The organism is Trichococcus flocculiformis, from assembly GCF_900113645.1.
GTDB lineage: Bacteria > Bacillota > Bacilli > Lactobacillales > Aerococcaceae > Trichococcus > Trichococcus flocculiformis.
The window spans coordinates 1-19,771 of sequence record NZ_FOQC01000007.1 but is presented as its reverse complement, the minus strand read 5'-3'; the positions used below and the strand labels follow the sequence as shown (position 1 = coordinate 19,771).

The following is a 19,771-nucleotide window of genomic DNA, read 5'->3' as shown; positions in this document are numbered from 1 at the left end:
TTTTATATTTTGTAAAACGTAAGTAAACTTTTCGTTAGAAAGAAATTTCTTTGTTGATTTGGTAAAGTGACAACAATGGCAAGTGTTTTTGGTTCTCAAGCGTATCGATGATATCGTTGAAAACAACTTCATCACCCTTGACGCCTACGCAGATTCCACCTTTGCCTTCTTCCAGCATTTTAACGGCGTTGTAACCGAAAAGGCTTCCCAGTACACGGTCTTTCGCTGAAGGGGATCCTCCGCGTTGCACGTGGCCCAGAACAGTGACACGTGTGTGGAATTCTTCGAATTCGGAAAGTTTCTCTGCAAATTCATTCCCTGACATTACGCCTTCAGCCAACATGATGATTGTATGTTTTTTGCCGCGCGCTCTGCCTTCCTGGATTTCAGCAACTACTTCTTCCATTGTGAATTCTTTTTCGGGAATGACGATGGATTCCGCGCCACTGCCGATACCGGTCCATAAAGCGATGTCTCCGGCGTTTCTGCCCATTACTTCAACAACGAATGTACGGATATGGCTTGTTGCAGTATCTCTGATTTTGTCCACAGATTCCAATACTGTATTGATAGCAGTATCAAAACCAAGTGTGTAATCAGTACCCGGAATATCATTGTCGATTGTTCCTGGGATACCGATTGTCGGGAACCCTAATTTAGTAAGCGCTGCTCCTCCACGGTAAGATCCATCCCCACCGATTACGATCAGGCCATCGATGCCGAATTTCTTCAACTGCTCGATCCCTTTAAGCTGTCCTTCAAGTTTTGCGAACTCCGGATAGCGGGCAGAATATAAAATTGTACCCCCACGGCTGATTGTGTCTCCGACATCATCAATCGTCAGACGACGGAAATCTCCGGCTACCATACCTGCATAACCATAATTGATGCCATATACTTCCAAACCGTCATAAATGCCTTTGCGCACAACGGCGCGAATGGCGGCATTCATTCCTGGTGCATCTCCACCACTTGTTAATACTGCAATACGTTTCATTAGACTTCACCTCATCAATAAAGTTAAAAACTCTCAATTTCCAAAAAAAATCATGCGTTAAATATTTTTTGAATTTGTCCTTCACTATCTTATCATCTTTTTATGAAAATGTCTTTTAATTTCACGTTTTTTTGTTTGTTAAAAAAGAAACAATGAAAAATAATGGCTTCTTGTACGGAATATCGCCACATTTAGGCAAATTGTTATTACTACCGCCCGTATTCGGCTAATCCGATGCAGATGCATCCATCCAAAACGGATTAGCCGTTTTGGCAGCTTATGCTTTTATGAAAACAATATACGGATATCAACTTTTTATTTTCATTTGACAGCTACATTTTCGTTTCCAAAAACAGCCTTCAGTGATTCAAGCAATCCAATAGAAATAGCGACCCAATTTTCTGCTGATAAACGCATTGTTTGTTTGGTAATTTCATTGTAAAGGATAACAGGATGATCTCCTCGCTGATTCCCCAGCACCTGATACATTTTATTGAACAATTCAGGCTTGTTGTTTTCCGCCGTCAAACGGATAAAGACATTCTCCTTTTTTTGACCCATCATTTCCTGATAAGCTTCGGCATCCCAGATGTGCGTGACCAAAAAATTCGTTTTGTCGGCTTGTTTCGACCGCTCCAGCTTGCCTTCGACGACAAGCAACTGGTTTGTCTTCAGCAGTTTCATGAATCGGATATAGTACTCGGGGAAAATCGTGATGCTGATTTCGCCGGTACTGTCTGTCAAGTTTGCGAAAGCCATCGGATCGCCCTTCTTCGTCTGGATTCTGCGGATGTCTTTGATCAAGCCCATCGTGCGCATTTTCTTGTCGTATGCCAGCTCGGTGACGTACGCAACAGCACCATTGTTGTATAATTTGCCGAACTGGTCGATCGGGTGGCCTTTTAAAGAATGGCCCAACGCGGCTTCTTCCAAATCCAGCAATTCCAATAATGGCATTTCTTCCGTTTCGACATATTTCGGTTCCAGTATCGAAAACAGATCGATGTTGTTCCCGCTGTAATCGATGCTGTTCAGCATACCCGGCAGCGACTGCAAGAGCGTCGCACGCGAATGCCCGAAACTATCGAAAGCCCCGCTGAAGATGAGCGGTGTGATATTTTCGTTCTTCAGCCACTTCGGATGTATCCTTCTTAAAAATTGCACGAAATCCTTGTAGTACCCGTGAGCTTGGCGCTCTTTGATGATTTCCTGGATGAAATCGCGTCTGAGGCCCTTGATCCCGCCCAAGCCGAATTGAATCGTCTGCTGCTGAAGGGCAAACTTCCAGTTGCTTGTGTTGATGTCCGGATAGGAAATGCTGATGTTGCGTCTTTTCAGTTCGATGAAGTATTCCCTCATCTTATCCGAGTGTTGGTTGACGGAATTCAGCAAAGCGGCAAAAAATGCTTCCGGGAAGTGCGCCTTCATGTAGGCGAGTTGGTAGGCTATGAAGGAATAGGCCACCGAATGCGAACGGTTGAACCCGTAATTGGCGAAACGCTCGATGTAATCGTACACTTGCTCGGCTGTCTGCTCGGAATACCCTTGCTGCAGCGAACCTTCAATGAAGTGTCTTCTTTCTTCATCAATGGCTGATTTTTGTTTTTTGCCTATCGCCCTTCTGAGGATATCCGCTTCCCCCAAGCTGAAGCCGGCCATCCGTGAAGCCACCTGCATGACCTGTTCCTGATAGACCATTACCCCGTAGGTTACCTCGAGGATCGACTTCAGATCGGGATGGAGATAATCGATTGCGGCCAGCCCTTTTTTCCGCGAAACGAAAAGATCAATCTGTTCCATCGGACCGGGTCGGTAAAGCGCATTGACTGCGGCAATGTCTTCGATCGATTCCGGCCCGAGCTTGCGCAACACATTTTTTATGCCTGGGGATTCGAACTGGAACACCCCATTCGTATCCGCTTTTCGGAATATTTCGAGCGTGCGATCATCATCCATCGGCATTTCCCAAATGTTGATGCTCTCTTTGCATGCCGCGCTGGCCAACTGCACCGCATCGTTCAGTATCGTCAGATTTTTCAACCCAAGGAAGTCCATTTTGAGAAGGCCGATTTCTTCGATGTTGCCCATCGTGTATTGCGTCAGATACAGCTCGCTGTTTTTTTTCTGCAAAGGCACAATGTCCCTTAACGGATTGTCGCTGATGACGACGCCTGCCGCATGAGTGGAAACATGCCGCGGAACGCCTTCAATCTTTTCAGCTGTTTCGTACAACAAACGGTTCACATCGTTCGTGCTGATCAGGTTCTGCAATTCTTTTGACTTCTGCCTTGCCTCCGCCAGACTGATGCCCAATTGATTCGGGATCGCATTCGACCAGGCTTGCGCCTCTGCAACCGTGAGTCCGAATACCCGTGCAGTATCACGCAAAGACATTTTTGCCGCCAGCGTTCCAAATGTGGCTATTTGGGCAACGTGGTCCGAACCGTATTTATCCCGGACATAATGCAGAATATCATCCCTACGATTATCCGGAAAATCCAGATCGATATCCGGCATATTGTAGCGTTCCTTGTTCAAAAATCGCTCAAACAGCAGATTGTATTTGATTGGATCGACATGGGTGATGCGCAGGACGTATGAGACGAGCGAACCGGCAGCAGAACCCCGACCAGCTCCCGGCATGATCTTCGCTTTCCGGGCATACGCCATCACATCCCAAACGATAAGGAAGTAATCATCGAATCCCATTTCATGGATGACTTCCAATTCGTATGCCAAGCGTTTTTCATACGCTGCATCCGGGGCAGTGATCCGCTGACGTAGACCTTCTTCGCAGAGCCTTCTGAGGTATGCTTGGGGTGTCGTTCCGGGAGGCAACGGGTAGCGCGGCAGCAGTGACTGATGCAGCGGCAGCTCGATTTCAATTTCGTCGGCAATTTTCTGGGTTGTTTCAGCCGACTCGACCAAATCTGCTTCCCGGAATTTCCTTTCGATTTCTCCGCAGGACGGCAAGTAGTACGTGCCATCCAAAGTCTCCGATTGCAAATCCACTTTTTCGTTCGCTTCGATCGCCCTCAGTACACGGCAACTGAAATTATCACTCGGCTCCAGATATCTGACATCATGCATAGCTGTTGTCGGAATGTTTGTCTCCTGCGACAAAAGCAACAGTCGCGGAATGATTGGCTTCATTTTCTCGTGGAGCTGAACACCCAAATAAAAATTGCCGTGACCGAAGATTTTTTTCCATGCCAAACTGGCTGCTTTGGCGTTTTGCTGATCATCTCCGTTCAAAAAGCTTTCGATTTCCCCCTTTTCTCCAGGTGTAATCGCGATGATGCGGCTTGAATCATCGTCCAAAAGAGAAAACAATTCCTTGTCCGGAACATCTTGATTCCTGACCGTGGACAAAGCCATCAACTTTTTGTAGCCCTCAAAATCCTTCGCTAACAAGACCAGCGGAAAAGTGCGATCTTTACTGATGATTCCGGGCAAATCCAGTTGGATGCCCAGAATGGGTTGGATAGCATACTTTTTACAAAGTTTGAAGAAGTCGACTTGACCATAAAGGACATTTTGGTCCGTCAATGCGATGGCCTGATAGCCTTTTGTCTTGGCGCTGCGGACCAAATCCTCTATTCGGGTAGTCGTCTGTAAAAGAGAATAGGCACTGATAACCTGCAAATGCACAAAAGACATGTCTCTAGCCTCCTTTTTCTAATCAATACTATCATTATAGCGTACGCGTCCAAATCCAAGAAGCGAAAAAGTCGTTGGACAAGTAATGCTTGTCATCTTCAGAAAAAGTGATAAAATGAATTTCGAGAAGAGGTGTACACGACATGAAATATATTGCAATCATTTTTTGGGGGTTTATCTTAGGGCAAGTATCTGTTTATCTGGGCAGCGCCTTATCCGGCGGCAGCTATGACTTTATGATCGCAACCATGACAGGTATCTTTACCGCGCTGATCGTAGTTCTTGTTTCTGCGTTGATGCCGAAGACGGCCTCCCATAAATAACCGATAATTCTTTATAAAGACGGCATTACAATCGAAAAAACCTTCAGGGATCAATTTCCTGAAGGTTTTTTTGGCTGAACGAACCCGTTCTGTTTTTCTCTATTTGATGAACATGGCGTCACCGAAGCTGAAGAATCGGTATTTTTCTTTGACTGCGTACTCATAAGCAGCTAAGACGTTGTCTCTACCGGCAAAAGCGCTGACCAGCATGACCAAGGTCGATTTCGGCAAATGGAAATTGGTGATGATGCCCTGGACAACCTTGAATGAATAGCCTGGTGAAATGAAAATTTTGGTCCATCCACTGTCCGCCTTGATTTCCCCATCAAATTTCGTGCCGATCGTTTCCAGTGTTCGCACAGAAGTCGTACCAACCGCCACTATTTTACCGCCGTTGGAGCGGACCTGATTTAGCGCTTGCGCTGCCTCGTCCGTCAGCTGGTAGAATTCCGAATGCATTTCATGGCTGGCAATATCATCGACCGATACCGGACGGAAAGTCCCCAAACCCACATGCAACGTCAGATAGACAATCTTGACACCTTTATTGGCCACTTCCTCTAGCAAATCAGCCGTGAAATGAAGTCCGGCTGTCGGAGCAGCCGCTGACCCGACTTCTTTAGCGTAAACGGTCTGATAGCGTTCCTGGTCGTCCAATGTTTCATTTATATATGGCGGCAGCGGCATTTCGCCCAGCGATTCCAAAATCTCCAAAAATACGCCATCATATTTGAAATTCAAGATGCGTCCGCCGTGTTCCAACGATTGCGTTACCTCGGCCGTCAAGCGTCCATCCCCGAAAGAGATGACTGTACCGACTTTGACCCGCTTCCCTGGTTTGACGAGCGTTTCCCACTCGTCTCCTTGGATATTGTTCAAAAGCAGAACTTCGATATGCCCGCCCGTATCCGGTTTGACGCCATGCAGTCGCGCCGGAAGCACCCGTGTATTGTTCAACACCAGCGCATCGCCTTCTTGTAGTTCCGCCACCATGTCGGTGAAATGTTTGTCCGTGATTGCTCCAGTCTTGGAGTCCAGGGAAAGAAGCCGGGATGATGACCGATCCAGCAGTGGTGTCTGCGCAATCAGCTCTTCCGGCAAATAAAAATCAAAATCACTTGTCCTCATTGATAAAATACCTCACTTATTTTTCTGTATCATACGATATCCCCAAATGGTCGTATGCCATCGGAGTCGCTACCCTGCCGCGCGGGGTGCGCTGCAGGAAACCCAATTGGAGCAGATAGGGTTCGTACATGTCCTCTATCGTTTCCATTTCTTCACCAATGTTGGCTGCTATCGTCGAAAGACCAACGGGGCCACCATTGTAGAAACGGATCATCGTCGTCAATATTTGCCTGTCCAAGTCATCAAGCCCTTTATTGTCCACGCTTAAAATGGATAAGGCCTTATCAGCAATTTCCTTCGTGATCAGTCCATCGCGATAAACTTGGGCGAAATCGCGCACACGCCGGAGCAGCCGGTTGGCAACACGCGGGGTGCCTCTGGATCTCAAAGCGATTTCGACAGCGCCTGACTCATCGATTTTCGTGGACAAAACATCCGACGAGCGATGGACAATCTGCCGGAGATCTTCAAGGCTGTAATATTCCATCCGCGAAACGATGCCGAACCGGTCGCGCAGGGGAGCCGACAGACTGCCGGCTTTTGTCGTGGCACCGACCAGTGTGAACGGCGGCAAGGTAAAGTGGACTGGGTGGGCTGTAGGCCCTTGCCCGATGATGATATCCACATAATAATCCTCCATGGCAGAGTAGAGCACTTCTTCAACGATCCGCGGCAAGCGATGGATCTCATCGATGAAGAGGACATCCCCCGCTTCCAGTTCATTGAGCAATACCATCAGATCGCCTGGCCGCTCGATTGCGGGTCCGCTCGTGCTGTGGATCCGGACATCCAATTCATTGGCAATGACCATCGCCAATGTCGTTTTTCCCAATCCGGGCGGCCCGTACAATAGCACGTGATCCAAGGCTTCACTGCGCGCTTTTGCGGCTTGAATATAAACTTTCAGTTCATTCTTCACTTTGTCTTGGCCGATATAGTGCGCCATCATTTGCGGCCGTAATGTTTTTTCAATCAAATCTTCTGTTAGATCTTCCGTATTTCCGGAAACGATTCTGTTTTCAGCTGTCATCTATATCACCCTTTTAAAAGTAGCTTGAAAGCCGCACGAAGCACTTCTTCTGTGTTGGAATAGTTTTCCTTTTCCAATAGCGGCAGTATTTTCTTCACTTCTCGATCCGAATAGCCCAAACCGGTCAATGCTTCCAAGGCTTCCGTCAAGACAGCAGACTGTCCGCGAGTGGTTTCATGGACGGGATGCTCTTCCAGCCAATAGGTATCCGGCAGCAATTCCCCGAGTTTGCCTTTCAAGTCCAAGATGATCTGCGCAGCCGTTTTTTTGCCTACACCAGGAAATTTCACCAAATACCCCACATTATCCGTTTCAATCGCTTGGATCAGGCCTAAGTGATCATCGCTCGCCAATATCGATAAGCCACTCTTCGGTCCGATCCCAGAGACGCTGATCAATTTCAAGTACAACTGTTTTTCCGTGTAGTCCTTGAAACCGAACAGGGTGATTGCATCCTCGCGGACTGCCTGATAGATGTAAAATGTCACATCCTGGTTCAAACTTCCGGAGAACCGGAAAGGATTCGCAACCTGCAATTGGTAGCCTATGCCACCATTCTCCAGAACCACATAGAGCGGTCCCACAAAGACTAATTTACCTTTTATGTATTCGTACATCATCTGACTCCTACTCTTCATTTCCTGATTTTCATTCGGTCCTATCATAACATAAAACCGAACGGAAATGACAGCCGATCAGCCATTTATGTGGGAACAATCGTTTGGTCTGCATGAAGCAACAAAAAGTCCCAGGACCGGTAGCCATGGGACTTATCTTTGCTGACTATTCGAATAATTGTTTGTATTCAGAGTAGCCTTCCGCATCCAATTGATCGTAAGGGACGAAGCGCATGGCTGCCGAATTGATGCAGTAGCGCAAGCCGCCCAACTCCGCAGGACCGTCCTCAAAAACATGCCCCAGATGGGAATCGGCTTGAGAACTGCGGACTTCCGTGCGTTTGCGCATCAACTTACGGTCTTCCAGCTCCTTCAGAGTGGAAATCGGTTTTGCAAAAGAAGGCCAGCCGCAGCCTGCATCATATTTGTCTGCAGAACTGAACAATGGTTCTCCGCTCACGACATCCACATAGATGCCCTTTTCATAAAAATCATCGTACTCGCCGGAAAAAGGTCTTTCCGTAGCTTCGTTCTGTGTCACTTCATATTGTAAAGGCGTCAAGCGCTTCAATAGTTCCTCTTTGTTGTCCATCTTAGTATCAGACCCCTTTCTTTTCATTGCTCCAGTATATCAAAAAATGCAAAAAAGCAGAACAAAAAAGTCTTGTTCTGCTTTTTATCTGTTTATTTAGTCTTTGATCAGAACAGGTTCCCCAAAATGCTTCCCAAAATACCACCCAATCCGCCCGTAGCTGAAGGAGTTGTCGTTCCGGACTGCTTAGGAAAGAGATCGGTAATGTCGAAATTGCTTGTGGCTGTTTCTTCAGCTTGTTTGGAGAAAATGTCGGTCTGTTTGGCCACACCATCGGCATCCAATCCATCGGCATCCTTTTTGTCAGCCAACATGCCCAGAATCATTGGCGCCATGGAAGCCAAGACCGTGGCAACCTCAGATTTGCTGATGCCTGTTTGGGCAGCGATCTGATCCACGACTTTATCTTTGTCCCCGAAGGCATGATCCAATATTTTATCGCCATCATCTGTATCGACCTTCTTGAACACATCTTCAATCGAGGATACGTCTTTGGTCTGACCTTTATGTTTTTCCAATGCGTCTGATAAGGAATCTTTCCCTGCTTTTGACTCTGCGTTTTTGCTTAATGCCCGAAGGATCAAAGGAATTGCAACAACAGCCAATTTCGGCAAAATGCTTGCATCAACGCCCGTTTTGCTGCCCAAGGCCTGGATCGAACTTTCTTTGTTCAGTTCTCCCATCATTTCGGAAATGTCATTGATTTGCACCATTTTTTCCACTCCTATCTGTTATTTAACTAACCTGATTTTACAATAAATAAGCAGAAATAAGAAATGATAAGCTTTCAGTGCGGGTCCTGGATCCGCTTGAACATCTTCTCCATATCCTGGTTGGAGAACTGGATCAGCACCGGTCTGCCGTGCGGGCAATTGTAGGGGTTGTCCGTTTCGGCAAGATCGGCCAATAATTGGCGCGCTTCTTTGTCGCTGAGGAAATGATTCGCCTTGATCGAGCGTTTGCAGCTCATCATGATGGCCGTCGCTTCCCGAAGCTTTTTGATGGAGATATCGCCTTCAGCCAAAAACATTTCCACCAGTTCCTTCAGAATTTCTTCCTCTTCACCCGGCGTGAACCAGGCGGGATGCTTTTCGGCAATGAAACTGTTTTGGCCGAACGGTTCCAGGAACAGGCCCATCGATTCCAGTACCTCTCGGCTTTCCTGGATCAACTGGAATTCATTCGCAGGATAATCCAAAATGATCGGTATCAGCAAGCCTTGGAGATCGGTGGAAACCTTGCCGATTTCCTCACGATAATATTCATATTTGATTCGCTCCTGGGCAGCATGCTGATCGATGATGTAGAGGCCGTTTTCATTCTGCGCGAACAGGTAAGTACCGTGCATCTGGCCGAAAAAGTGCAAATCCGGGAACGGACGCTTGCTCGCCGGTCCCTTCTCTGCCTCCGCTTCGACTTTCTGAACGGTTTTCATGATCGGTTCTTCATGGGCAACCGGATTTTTTGGATGGATAGATACATGTGGAGCATTCGGTTCATCGTGGTCCTGCGTTGGTTGATCAGTGAACGGAACAGCGTAAACTTCTTGTTCTTCACTTGTAGGCGGCAGGCCCTCCGAAGGCGCGACTACTTCAGAACCCACAAAAGCTTGTTCACGTTGCGAATTTCCATTATGAACCGGCCCGTTGTCCCATGCTGTCTCCAAAGACCGGAAATCCTCATATTCGTTTGTCGCCGGCAGCTTCGTTTCCGTTTCTTGCACGACCTCTTGATCGAATGACCGGAAAGAGACGCTCAATTGCTCGGTCCGGACCGGTTCAGCTGGACTCGGGCGTTTGAACTTCAGATTTTCGATGCCGCTCGGAATGCGTTCTTCGGTCCGCAAAACAGCAGCGACCGCGCTCTGGATCAATTCTCCGAGTTCTTTTTCTTTGCTGATCCTGATTTCTTTTTTCGAAGGATGGACATTCACATCCAACAACAAGGAATCCGCATCCATCACAATGACAGCGAGCGGATACCTGCCGACCATCAGCTTGGATCCATAGCCATCGATGGTCGCTTTATTCAAGGCGTAATTTTTTATGAAACGCCCGTTCAGTATCAAGGTGATGTAGTTGCGGCTTGCCCGCGTCGTGTCAGGCAAACTGATGTAGCCCTTCACTTTGAAGTCCAAATTTTCGTTCTCGATCAGTTTCATCTTCTTGGCGGTCAGTGTCCCGTAAACGCCCGCGATAGTCTGGCGCAGATCGCCGTTGCCAGCCGTGTGCAGAAGTTGGTTGCCTTCATGATGCAAACGGAAGGCGATCTCCGGATGACTCAAGGCGATCCGGTTCATGATGTCGGTGATGTTCGACAATTCAGTCTGGAGGGAACGGATGTATTTCAAACGGGCCGGCGTGTTGTAGAAAAGATCTTCGACGATGATCGTCGTCCCTTTACGGGATTTGTTCGGCCTTTCTTCCTCGATGACGCCGCCTTTTATCGACAAGTAGGTGCCGCTCTGATCAGCGACAGCCGTTTCGATCGAAACTTTGGCGACGGAAGCGATACTGGGCAAAGCCTCACCCCGAAACCCCAACGAGTGGATGCGGAAAAGATCATCCTGCGTATAGATTTTGCTGGTCGCGTGCCGCGTAAAGGCAAGTTTCACCTCATCCGCCGCGATGCCATCGCCGTTGTCGGTGACCTGCACCTTCTTTAATCCAGCTTCTTCGATGAAAACATCGATCTGGGTACTGTTGGCATCGATTGCGTTCTCAACCAATTCCTTAACGACCGATGCCGGCCGTTCGATCACTTCACCGGCAGCGATTTGGTTCGTCAATATTTGGGAAAGCTCCCTGATTTTGGCCATCTTACTCACCTACTTTTTTGCGATTTCAGCAACTTTTTCCAACTGTCCAGCATCAGCATAGATTGCATCGGTGTGCAATCCTCCAGCGCCAAGTCCGACAATTCATCGAGAACGTGCTTCTCGTTCGGATGCATCGCGCTCTCCTGAAACAACGCCAATTGCTCAATTGTATCATCCGGAACAGACAAGTCCGAACCTGAATGCAGCACATGCTGTTCATTCAATGAGTCGAGGATGACCTGCGCCTCGGCAATCAATTCATGCGGCATTCCGGCCAGCTTGGCTACATGTAGGCCATAACTTTTGTCTGCAGGACCCTGCATCAGTTTATGCAGGAACACCAATTCTCCGTCTTTTTCGATTGCCCCGACATGAACATTCTTTGTCCCCGCCAAATTGTCTTCGAGTTGGGTCAATTCATGGAAATGCGTCGAAAACAGCGTTTTTCCTTTGATGGTGCGATTGATGTAACGCAGGATCGCTTCCGCCAATGCCATGCCGTCGTACGTTGCCGTTCCTCTGCCGATTTCGTCGAACAAGATCAAACTCTTATCGGTCGCGAAGCGTAATGCTTGGTTCGTTTCGACCATTTCGACCATGAATGTACTCTGCCCGGAATAGAGGTCATCAGCCGCACCAATACGCGTGAATATTTGGTCAAAGATCGGCAAATGGGCTTTCTCGGCCGGCACAAAACAACCCATCTGGGCCAGGATGACAATCAACGCAACCTGACGCATGTAGGTGCTCTTACCTGACATGTTCGGCCCGGTGATCAGCAGAATATGATTGTCCTCATCCATGGAAATGCTGTTGGGCACAAATTTGTCTTTGCCGATGACGCGTTCCACAACCGGATGGCGCCCTTCTTTGATGGACAGATTGCGGTCGCTGTTGCTCAACTCGGGCTTGGAAAAATGATAGGCTTCGCTGACATGAGCGAACGACTGCAGGACATCGATCTCCGCCACCAATTTGGCAAGCGCCTGCAACTGTCGGCTGTATCCTTTTATTTCCTCCCGCAAGGCGACAAACAACTCATGCTCCAATTCGACAGACTTTTCCTCCGCCTCCAAAATAAGCGTCTCTTTCTCTTTCAATGCAGGTGTGACGAATCGTTCGGCATTGGCGAGCGTCTGTTTGCGCTCATACGTACCTTCTGGCAACGCCGCAAGGTTCGCCTTCGTTACTTCTATGTAATAGCCAAAAATGCGGTTGTAGCCAATTTTCAGCGTTTTGATACCGGTCTTTTCTCTTTCCTCTTTCTGCAGCATCGCTATCCAAAGTTTCCCATTGTTCATCGCATCGCGGTAACGATCCAATTGCTCATGGTAGCCATCGCGGATAATGTTGCCTTCGGTGATTTGGATAGGTGGATTATCCGTGATTGCCCGTTCAATCAGTTCGATGATTTCTGGGTAAGATTCCAATTTGCCGATGACATCCTGCCAAACATCCGGTTCATCGATTGTTGCGATGGCTTGGACCAACCCTGGAATCTGCTGCAGAGAGGTTTTCAGCTGGATCAGATCACGACCGTTGATATTACCTAGCGACACTCTGGCGACCAAACGTTCCAGATCATACACCGATGTCAAAGCATCGTTGATGTCCATCCGCTCAAAATAGTGGTTGACCAGCGACTCCACTTTCCGTTGCCTTTCGAGTATGTCGCTCAGGTTGATCAGCGGCTTTTCAAGCCATTGTTTCAGCATCCGCCCGCCCATAGCCGTTTTTGTTTCATCCAGCGTCCACAGCAGGCTGCCTTTCTTCTGCTGCGTCCGGATGGATGCGGACAACTCGAGGTTGCGCCGCGCATAGGTATCCATCTTCAGAAAAGCGTCGGTTTGATAAGCAACGGCCTTTTGAAGATGTGACAGGCTGCGCTTTTGGGTATCCGAAAGATAGCTCAGCAACAAAACTAGCACATCTTTTTCCGACTGTTGCGGCAATTCCCCAACCAGATCGTGGACATCCGTTTCCGGAATCAGCTTCTCCTGGATAGAAACCAGGATTCCAAACTGTTTTTCCAACTTTTCCGTCAGGACTTCAGCTGTTTTTGCGTCCAGGACAATCTCTTTGAACGGCAACGTCTGGAGCTCGTTGAATACGCCATCTTCGTTGGTCAGGAGGGTGACTTTCAACTCCCCCGTCCCGATATCGACATATCCGAGCGCATACCCGCCGGCTTCATTTCGAAAGACACTTGCCAAGTAATTATTTGCCTTGTTCTCGCTGCCATTCTCATTCAAAAATGTACCCGGGGTAATAACCCGGACGACTTCCCGCCTCACCATGCCTTTTGTCAGCTTGGCATCCTCCATCTGTTCGCAAACGGCGACCTTGTGCCCCATTTCCACGAGTCTCCGGATGTATTCCGCCGCTGCGTGATAGGGAACCCCGCACATCGGAATCGGCTCATCAGCATTTTTGTTGCGGCTCGTCAGCGTTATTTCCAGTAATTTTGCGGCCTTCATGGCATCATCGTGGAACAATTCGTAGAAATCGCCCAAACGATAGAATAAAAACGCATCCGGATACTGTTTTTTTATGGATAGATATTGTTCCATCATCGGCGTATTTTTAGTCTTCTGTGGCATTTTTTCACCTCTATCAATATATCTCTTCAATCCTCATACTTCATCTTTTTCGACAGCGTTATCGATGCCGCGTTGGATGATGCCGATGACATTCTCCAATAGTTCGTTGGCATCCCATAAAGCTTCTCGGTATTGTTGGACTGCTATGCTGTCCTTCAATTGCTTGTTGAGGTCGGCTAATTCAGCGGCTGTTTTTTCAGCCGCTGCTGGCTTAGCATAATGTTCAAAAGCCGCGGCTTCTTTTTGTTTGCTTTTGATGGCCTCAATCAATTGTTCCAGCGCCCGATTCTCTTTTATATTTTCTTTGACCTCTTGGTAACGGGTGATTACTTCATTTTTTTTCAGTATCTCGATCAGACTATTTAATTCAACTTCTGTCGGACCTTCGATAGGTAGTTCTTGGGTCAATAGAATTCCCCTCCAAATGGACGATCTTCATTGATCACGATGTTTTCGATTTTTACGCATTTGCCGGTCTGGTCATTGATTTCAACGTAGCAGCCTGAGAGCAGTTTTCGGCCTTTTTCAGGTACTTCGTGGCGGATCGGCAATTGCGTCAGAAATTTCTGGATGATGATTTCTTTTTCGACACCCAAAATGCTGTCATAAGCCCCGGTCATTCCAGCGTCTGTCAGATAGCCTGTCCCGTCAGGCAAAATGCGCGCATCATTTGTCTGCACATGCGTGTGCGTGCCGACCACAGCCGATACGCGACCGTCCAAATACCAGCCCATCGCTTGTTTTTCGCTGGTTGTTTCGGCATGAAAATCGACAAAGATGCAATTCGTTTCTTTGCGGACCTGCTCAAGGATGTCATCCGCTTTTCGGAAAGGATCATCCAGACTATTCATGAAGACGCGTCCGTGCAGGTTCACCACAGCTAATTTCAATTGATTCACTTTTATGATCGTCCAACCGATGCCAGGAGTCCCTTCCGGGAAATTAGCGGGACGGATCATCTTGTTGGCTGTTCCGATGAATTCGAATATGTCACGGTTATCCCACGTATGGTTCCCCATGGTGATGACATCGACACCGGTCTGCAAAAATTCTTTATAGATTTTTTCCGTTATGCCTCTGCCGCCAGCTGCATTCTCTCCATTTACGATGGTCACTTGCGGACGATAATGTTTCTTCAGTAGTGGAAGTGTATCCTGCAGCATCTGTCTGCCGATTGAACCTACGACATCTCCAATAAATAATACTTTCATCTTCAGCCTCTTCTCTCAATTCTAGTCTTTTTATAGTAACATATTTTGACTGTTTCGATAAGCCGTTGCACCCTTGTCCAGCAAACAGTATGGTCATAAAAAGCAAAAAACGGGACAAAAAGCTGTCCCGTTTGGTTTTTCATTATTTGGCATATTCAATTACTCTTGTTTCGCGTATAACCGTAACCTTGATGTGTCCCGGATAATCTAGTTCTTCTTCGATTTTCTTTCTAATCTCACGAGCTACACGTATAGCTTGAGAATCGTCAAGTTGGTCTGGCTTGACCATCACGCGGATCTCTCTACCTGCCTGGATAGCAAAACTGCTTGCCACACCTTCGAAACTGTTTGCAATTCCTTCCAGTTTCTCCAAACGGCGAATGTAGTTTTCAAGAGATTCGCTTCTTGCGCCCGGACGAGCAGCAGATAATGCGTCAGCAGATGCGACCAATACTGATATGATTGAGTTTGCTTCAACATCGCCATGATGGGAGGCAATTGCATTGATCACAACCGGATTTTCTTTGTATTTCTGAGCGATTTCTGAGCCGATTTCAACGTGTGAACCCTCTATTTCATGATCGAGAGCTTTTCCGATATCATGCAATAACCCTGCACGTTTGGCCAAATTGATGTCTTCGCCTAGTTCTCCAGCCATTACACCGCAAAGTTTTGCGACTTCGATGCTGTGATTCAGGACATTTTGCCCATAACTAGTGCGGAAATGCAGACGACCCAAAATTTTAATCAGATCAGGATGCAAAGAATGGATACCAACTTCAAAAGTTGCTTGTTCGCCGATTTCTCTTATGCGCTCATCCATATCCTTACGGGCTTTCTCAACTGCTTCCTCAATTCTTGCAGGATGGATGCGTCCATCTTGGATTAATTTCTCCAAAGCCATTTTCGCAATTTCTCTTCGGATAGGATCAAATCCGCTCAATACGACCGCTTCGGGCGTATCGTCGATGATCAGGTCAATACCTGTCAAGGTCTCCAAAGTCCGAATGTTTCTTCCTTCGCGGCCAATAATCCGGCCCTTCATATCATCGTTAGGCAAAGTAACTACTGAAACCGTTGCTTCCGAAACCAAATCGGCCGCACTTCGCTGAATTGCCTGCAGGATAATGTTTTTCGCATTACGATCTGCTTCATCTTTCGCTTTTTGGTCAGATTCTCTGATCATGACCGCAATTTCATGCGACAGTTGATTTTCTGTTTCGTCCATGATGATGTGTCTTGCTTCCTCACGGGACAATGTAGCGATTCTCTCCAGTTCATGCTGTTGCTCTTCCACCAATGCTTGAATGCGATTTTCCTCAGAAACTAAAGCGTTTAGTCTTTTGACAAGATTATCCTCTTTTGACTCGATAGATTGCTCACGTTTCGATAAACTGGCATCTTTTCTATCCAAATTTTCTTCTCTTTGGATCAATCGATTTTCTTGTTTTTGAACCTCACCGCGTCTTTCACGCAATTCATCTTCTATTTCAGAGCGGTATTTGTGGTTCTCATCCTTCGCCTCTAACATAGCTTCTTTTTTCGTTGTTTCTGCTTCTTTACGAGCGTCTTCAAGAATTTGGGAAGCGGTATTTTTGGCACCAGCTATTTCTTTTTCGTGATTCGATTTTCGATATAAATATCCGACAACGACACCAACAATTAAAGCTATGATAGCGAAGGCTAAAGTCCATATATCCATAGTTTCACCTCCGTATCTATTTAATTTTGTTGTCAAAAAAATGAATAAAAATTGATTTTACAATGTGCAGAATGAAGCGATACACATAAATTCATTCTAAACGTAGAATACTGACATGTCAACGATAAAACGGTAACATCAACAAAATACATGTTTTTCTGTTCCAATGTTGTCCTTTTTCGTCTAAAAAAAGAAAGAGGCCTGGATTTTTATCCCGGCCTCGTTGAAAACATCGTTTACTCGTCCAATAGATCGATCGATTCAATCATTTCGTCTTTTTCTTCTGCAATTATCTCTACAGCCTTTTTGTCACCTATGCCATATTCATCCCGAACAAGTTTCTCGATTTCAGCCCGCATTTCTGGATGCTCCAGCAGGAATTTTTTGGCATTTTCGCGACCCTGCCCGATGCGTTCCCCTTTATAGGCATACCAAGCGCCACTCTTGTTGACGATATCTTTCTCTGAAGCCATATCGATGATTTCGCCGACTTGAGAAATGCCTTCGCCGTACATGATGTCCACCTCAGCAGTTCTGAATGGCGGCGCAACTTTATTTTTGACTACCTTAATTTTTGTGCGATTACCCATGATCTCTGTTCCGCTCTTGATCTGTTCCGCTCTTCTGACTTCCAGTCGGATAGTAGCATAAAATTTAAGCGCTCTACCCCCGGGAGTCGTTTCCGGATTACCGAACATGATACCGATTTTCTCGCGGACCTGATTGATGAAGATGGCAATCGTTTTTGTTTTGTTGATCGATCCGGACAGTTTCCGTAAAGCCTGGGACATCAGACGCGCTTGCAGACCCATATGGGAGTCTCCCATTTCGCCTTCAATTTCAGCACGCGGAACCAATGCGGCAACCGAATCGATGACCACAATGTCGACAGCACCTGATGAAACCAATGCATCAGCGATTTCCAGACCTTGTTCACCTGTGTCCGGTTGGGAAAGCAGCAATTCGTCAATATCCACACCCAAAGCCGCAGCATATTTTGGATCCAAAGCGTGCTCAGCATCAATAAATGCAGCAACGCCGCCCTTTTTTTGTACCTCAGCAATCGCGTGGAGGGCGACTGTTGTCTTACCTGATGATTCAGGACCGTACACTTCGATGATACGGCCTCTAGGATAACCGCCTACTCCCAACGCAACATCAAGCGCCAATGAGCCACTTGGTACAGTGGAAATTTTTGTGTCCACTTTTTCCCCAAGTTTCATGACAGAACCTTTCCCAAAGTTTCTTTCTATCTTTTTCAGAGCCTCATCCAAGGCTTTTTGTCTATTATCATTTAAATTAGCCATCAATTGTTTCCTCCAAGCTTTCATTTGCATGCATTAACACCACAACGTAATACTATCCTTTTCTGTGTAAAAAAGCAAGAATAAAGTGAACAGATGTTCGTTTTTTTATCTTTCTAAATCAGAATCCATCAAATGCCGCCTGATCATATCAAATCCCTGCAGGACGGTTTGCTCCCTGTTCCCGAGACGATCGCGGGAAAATCGAAAACCTTGGACGGCGGTCGGTCCATTTTTTTTGCTTAAGGCAATCCACACCGTCCCGGCCGGCTTATTCTCCATTTGATCAGGTCCGGCTACGCCTGTGAACGAAATGGCCAGATCGGTGTCAAACAATTCGCGCGCGCATTCCGCCATCGCAACCGCGCACTCCGGGCTCACCATTCCATAAGTTTCTATGACATGCTCCGGAACGCCAAGAACCCGTTGTTTCGCCTCAGCTTGATAAGATACGATGCCTCCCGCGAAGACCTCGCTTATGCCAGGAACTTTGACAAGTTCCGATTGAAAAAGCCCTCCGGTCAAACTTTCTGCTGCACTGAGGGAGCTTTTGCTCTCCAAAAGTTTCTTTCCTACCACTTCAGCCAAGCTTGATTCGTCGCCGTCACCGTAATGGTGTTCACCGACGATCGCCAATATTTCCGCTTTTGTTTCATCCACTAACTTTTCGCATACCGCCTCTGTTGCGGCATTTGCGGTGATTCTCAAGGTCACTTCGTATTTCCCGGCATAGGGTGCTATCGTAGGATTGGTCTGATTGCGGATCATTTCATCCAATAGCGTTGTCAAGGTAGATTCACCGATTCCAAAAAAGCGGAGGGTCTTCGATAAGATGACTTGCTGATCTTCATATTTATCGGACAGGAATGGCGTCACGGATTGCCGGAACATTTGCTCAAGTTCTCTTGGCGGGCCCGGCAACAGCAGGTAACCCTTCTCATTTTTTTCAATATAGGTACCGAGCGCCTGTCCGATTGGGTTTGGGAAGACTATACCGTCCCTGAATACCAATGCTTGACGCTCATTGTTCTGCGTCATGCTTCTTCCAGAGCGTTCAAACCATTGCCGGATATGCATCAATCCAGTTCTATCCATGACAAGCTCTTCCCCAAGATGGTCCGCCACCGTCTGTTTAGTCAAGTCGTCTTGAGTGGGGCCGAGTCCTCCTGTGAAGATCAACAAGTCGCTTCGCGATTCAGCAATTTTGATCACTTCTTTTATTTTCCCCGGATTATCTCCGACAACTGTCTGGAAATACGAGTCGATGCCCAAACCGGTCAATTGCTTGGCGATGAATGCCGCATCCGAATTCACTATTTGCCCCATCAACAATTCCGTTCCGACTGAAATGATTTCTGCATTCATATCTGATCCCTCACATCCATAGTATTCGCTTAAATACAACAAAAAATTCAATTGCATAAAAAAGATAAAGAAAGGCTTAATTGCAATATCAAATGCATAAAAAATTTTAAAAACCTTTATAGACAGCGAATTACTCAATAATCCAGTATTACCAATGCTTTGAAGCCATTGACGGCAGGGAGTGTTTCATCCCTTATCATTTTTCGGGTGAGTTGTTGGTGGTTCTGACTCAAGTGGATAGGTTGGCTGAGTCAAGAGAAGGAGCGAAGCGGCTCTTGACTCAGCTAATCTGTTCTCTTATCCTATAGAACCAACAAAACACCTTAAGCTGCTTGTAAATCGGCCAGTTCTTCCTGAAGGCGTTCTGCAGGTGTTGTATAGCCCATTATTTTTCTTGGTCTGTGGTTGATCGTATCGGTTACTT

The 19,771-nt window shown here is 46.9% G+C and carries 15 protein-coding genes; 1 reads left to right on the top strand and 14 read right to left on the bottom strand.

Translation table 11 applies throughout. The features are described from left to right. Window positions 1-34 precede the first annotated feature (34 nt). Together pfkA and dnaE are read right to left on the bottom strand one after the other, a co-directional pair. The gene (gene pfkA / locus BMZ71_RS04580; protein WP_086988655.1) at window positions 35-997 is read right to left on the bottom strand and encodes a 6-phosphofructokinase; all 963 of its coding nucleotides are present in this window, start codon (window positions 995-997) and stop codon (window positions 35-37) included. Window positions 998-1,318: 321 nt separating this feature from the next. Further along, entirely contained in the window at window positions 1,319-4,657 is a 3,339-nt protein-coding gene (gene dnaE / locus BMZ71_RS04575) for a DNA polymerase III subunit alpha (protein ID WP_086988656.1), read from the bottom strand. A gap of 143 nt (window positions 4,658-4,800) precedes the next feature. Between dnaE and BMZ71_RS04570 the strand changes: the two genes are divergently transcribed. Continuing rightward, window positions 4,801-4,980: a YjzD family protein gene (locus BMZ71_RS04570; RefSeq protein WP_068560596.1), complete on the top strand. Its 180-nt coding sequence runs from the start codon at window positions 4,801-4,803 to the stop codon at window positions 4,978-4,980. A gap of 99 nt (window positions 4,981-5,079) precedes the next feature. Here the strand turns inward: BMZ71_RS04570 and queA are convergent, their stop codons facing one another. The 12 genes from queA to BMZ71_RS04510 form a co-directional block, all read right to left on the bottom strand. Then, a complete protein-coding gene (gene queA, locus BMZ71_RS04565) occupies window positions 5,080-6,108 on the bottom strand; it encodes a tRNA preQ1(34) S-adenosylmethionine ribosyltransferase-isomerase QueA (protein ID WP_086988657.1) in 1,029 nt (342 codons plus the stop codon). Window positions 6,109-6,124: 16 nt separating this feature from the next. After that, window positions 6,125-7,138, bottom strand: coding sequence for a Holliday junction branch migration DNA helicase RuvB (gene ruvB, locus BMZ71_RS04560; protein WP_086988658.1), 1,014 nt, complete (start codon window positions 7,136-7,138; stop codon window positions 6,125-6,127). Between the two features lie 5 nt (window positions 7,139-7,143). Beyond that, window positions 7,144-7,755 carry a Holliday junction branch migration protein RuvA gene (gene ruvA / locus BMZ71_RS04555; protein ID WP_086988659.1) on the bottom strand — a complete coding sequence of 204 codons (612 nt, stop codon included), beginning with the start codon at window positions 7,753-7,755 and terminating at the stop codon, window positions 7,144-7,146. A gap of 166 nt (window positions 7,756-7,921) precedes the next feature. Continuing rightward, the gene (gene msrB, locus BMZ71_RS04550; protein ID WP_086988660.1) at window positions 7,922-8,347 is read right to left on the bottom strand and encodes a peptide-methionine (R)-S-oxide reductase MsrB; all 426 of its coding nucleotides are present in this window, start codon (window positions 8,345-8,347) and stop codon (window positions 7,922-7,924) included. Between the two features lie 107 nt (window positions 8,348-8,454). Continuing rightward, a complete protein-coding gene (locus tag BMZ71_RS04545; protein ID WP_086988661.1) occupies window positions 8,455-9,060 on the bottom strand; it encodes a DUF937 domain-containing protein in 606 nt (201 codons plus the stop codon). A 74-nt stretch (window positions 9,061-9,134) separates the two neighbouring features. After that, a complete protein-coding gene (gene mutL / locus BMZ71_RS04540) occupies window positions 9,135-11,165 on the bottom strand; it encodes a DNA mismatch repair endonuclease MutL (RefSeq protein WP_086988662.1) in 2,031 nt (676 codons plus the stop codon). Window positions 11,166-11,170: 5 nt separating this feature from the next. Continuing rightward, window positions 11,171-13,765: a DNA mismatch repair protein MutS gene (mutS, locus tag BMZ71_RS04535; RefSeq protein ID WP_086988663.1), complete on the bottom strand. Its 2,595-nt coding sequence runs from the start codon at window positions 13,763-13,765 to the stop codon at window positions 11,171-11,173. Between the two features lie 33 nt (window positions 13,766-13,798). Further along, the gene (locus BMZ71_RS04530) at window positions 13,799-14,173 is read right to left on the bottom strand and encodes a YlbF family regulator (protein WP_177187491.1); all 375 of its coding nucleotides are present in this window, start codon (window positions 14,171-14,173) and stop codon (window positions 13,799-13,801) included. Continuing rightward, entirely contained in the window at window positions 14,170-14,976 is an 807-nt protein-coding gene (locus BMZ71_RS04525; RefSeq protein WP_086988665.1) for a TIGR00282 family metallophosphoesterase, read from the bottom strand. Before BMZ71_RS04525 ends, BMZ71_RS04530 begins: the two co-directional genes overlap by 4 nt. Window positions 14,977-15,118: 142 nt before the next feature. Continuing rightward, the gene (rny, locus tag BMZ71_RS04520; protein ID WP_068560578.1) at window positions 15,119-16,678 is read right to left on the bottom strand and encodes a ribonuclease Y; all 1,560 of its coding nucleotides are present in this window, start codon (window positions 16,676-16,678) and stop codon (window positions 15,119-15,121) included. A 236-nt stretch (window positions 16,679-16,914) separates the two neighbouring features. Further along, entirely contained in the window at window positions 16,915-17,985 is a 1,071-nt protein-coding gene (gene recA, locus BMZ71_RS04515) for a recombinase RecA (protein WP_068560577.1), read from the bottom strand. A 105-nt stretch (window positions 17,986-18,090) separates the two neighbouring features. Beyond that, window positions 18,091-19,347 (bottom strand): competence/damage-inducible protein A, encoded by a 1,257-nt coding sequence (locus tag BMZ71_RS04510; RefSeq protein WP_086988666.1) that lies wholly within the window; start codon window positions 19,345-19,347, stop codon window positions 18,091-18,093. Window positions 19,348-19,771: the final 424 nt, after the last annotated feature.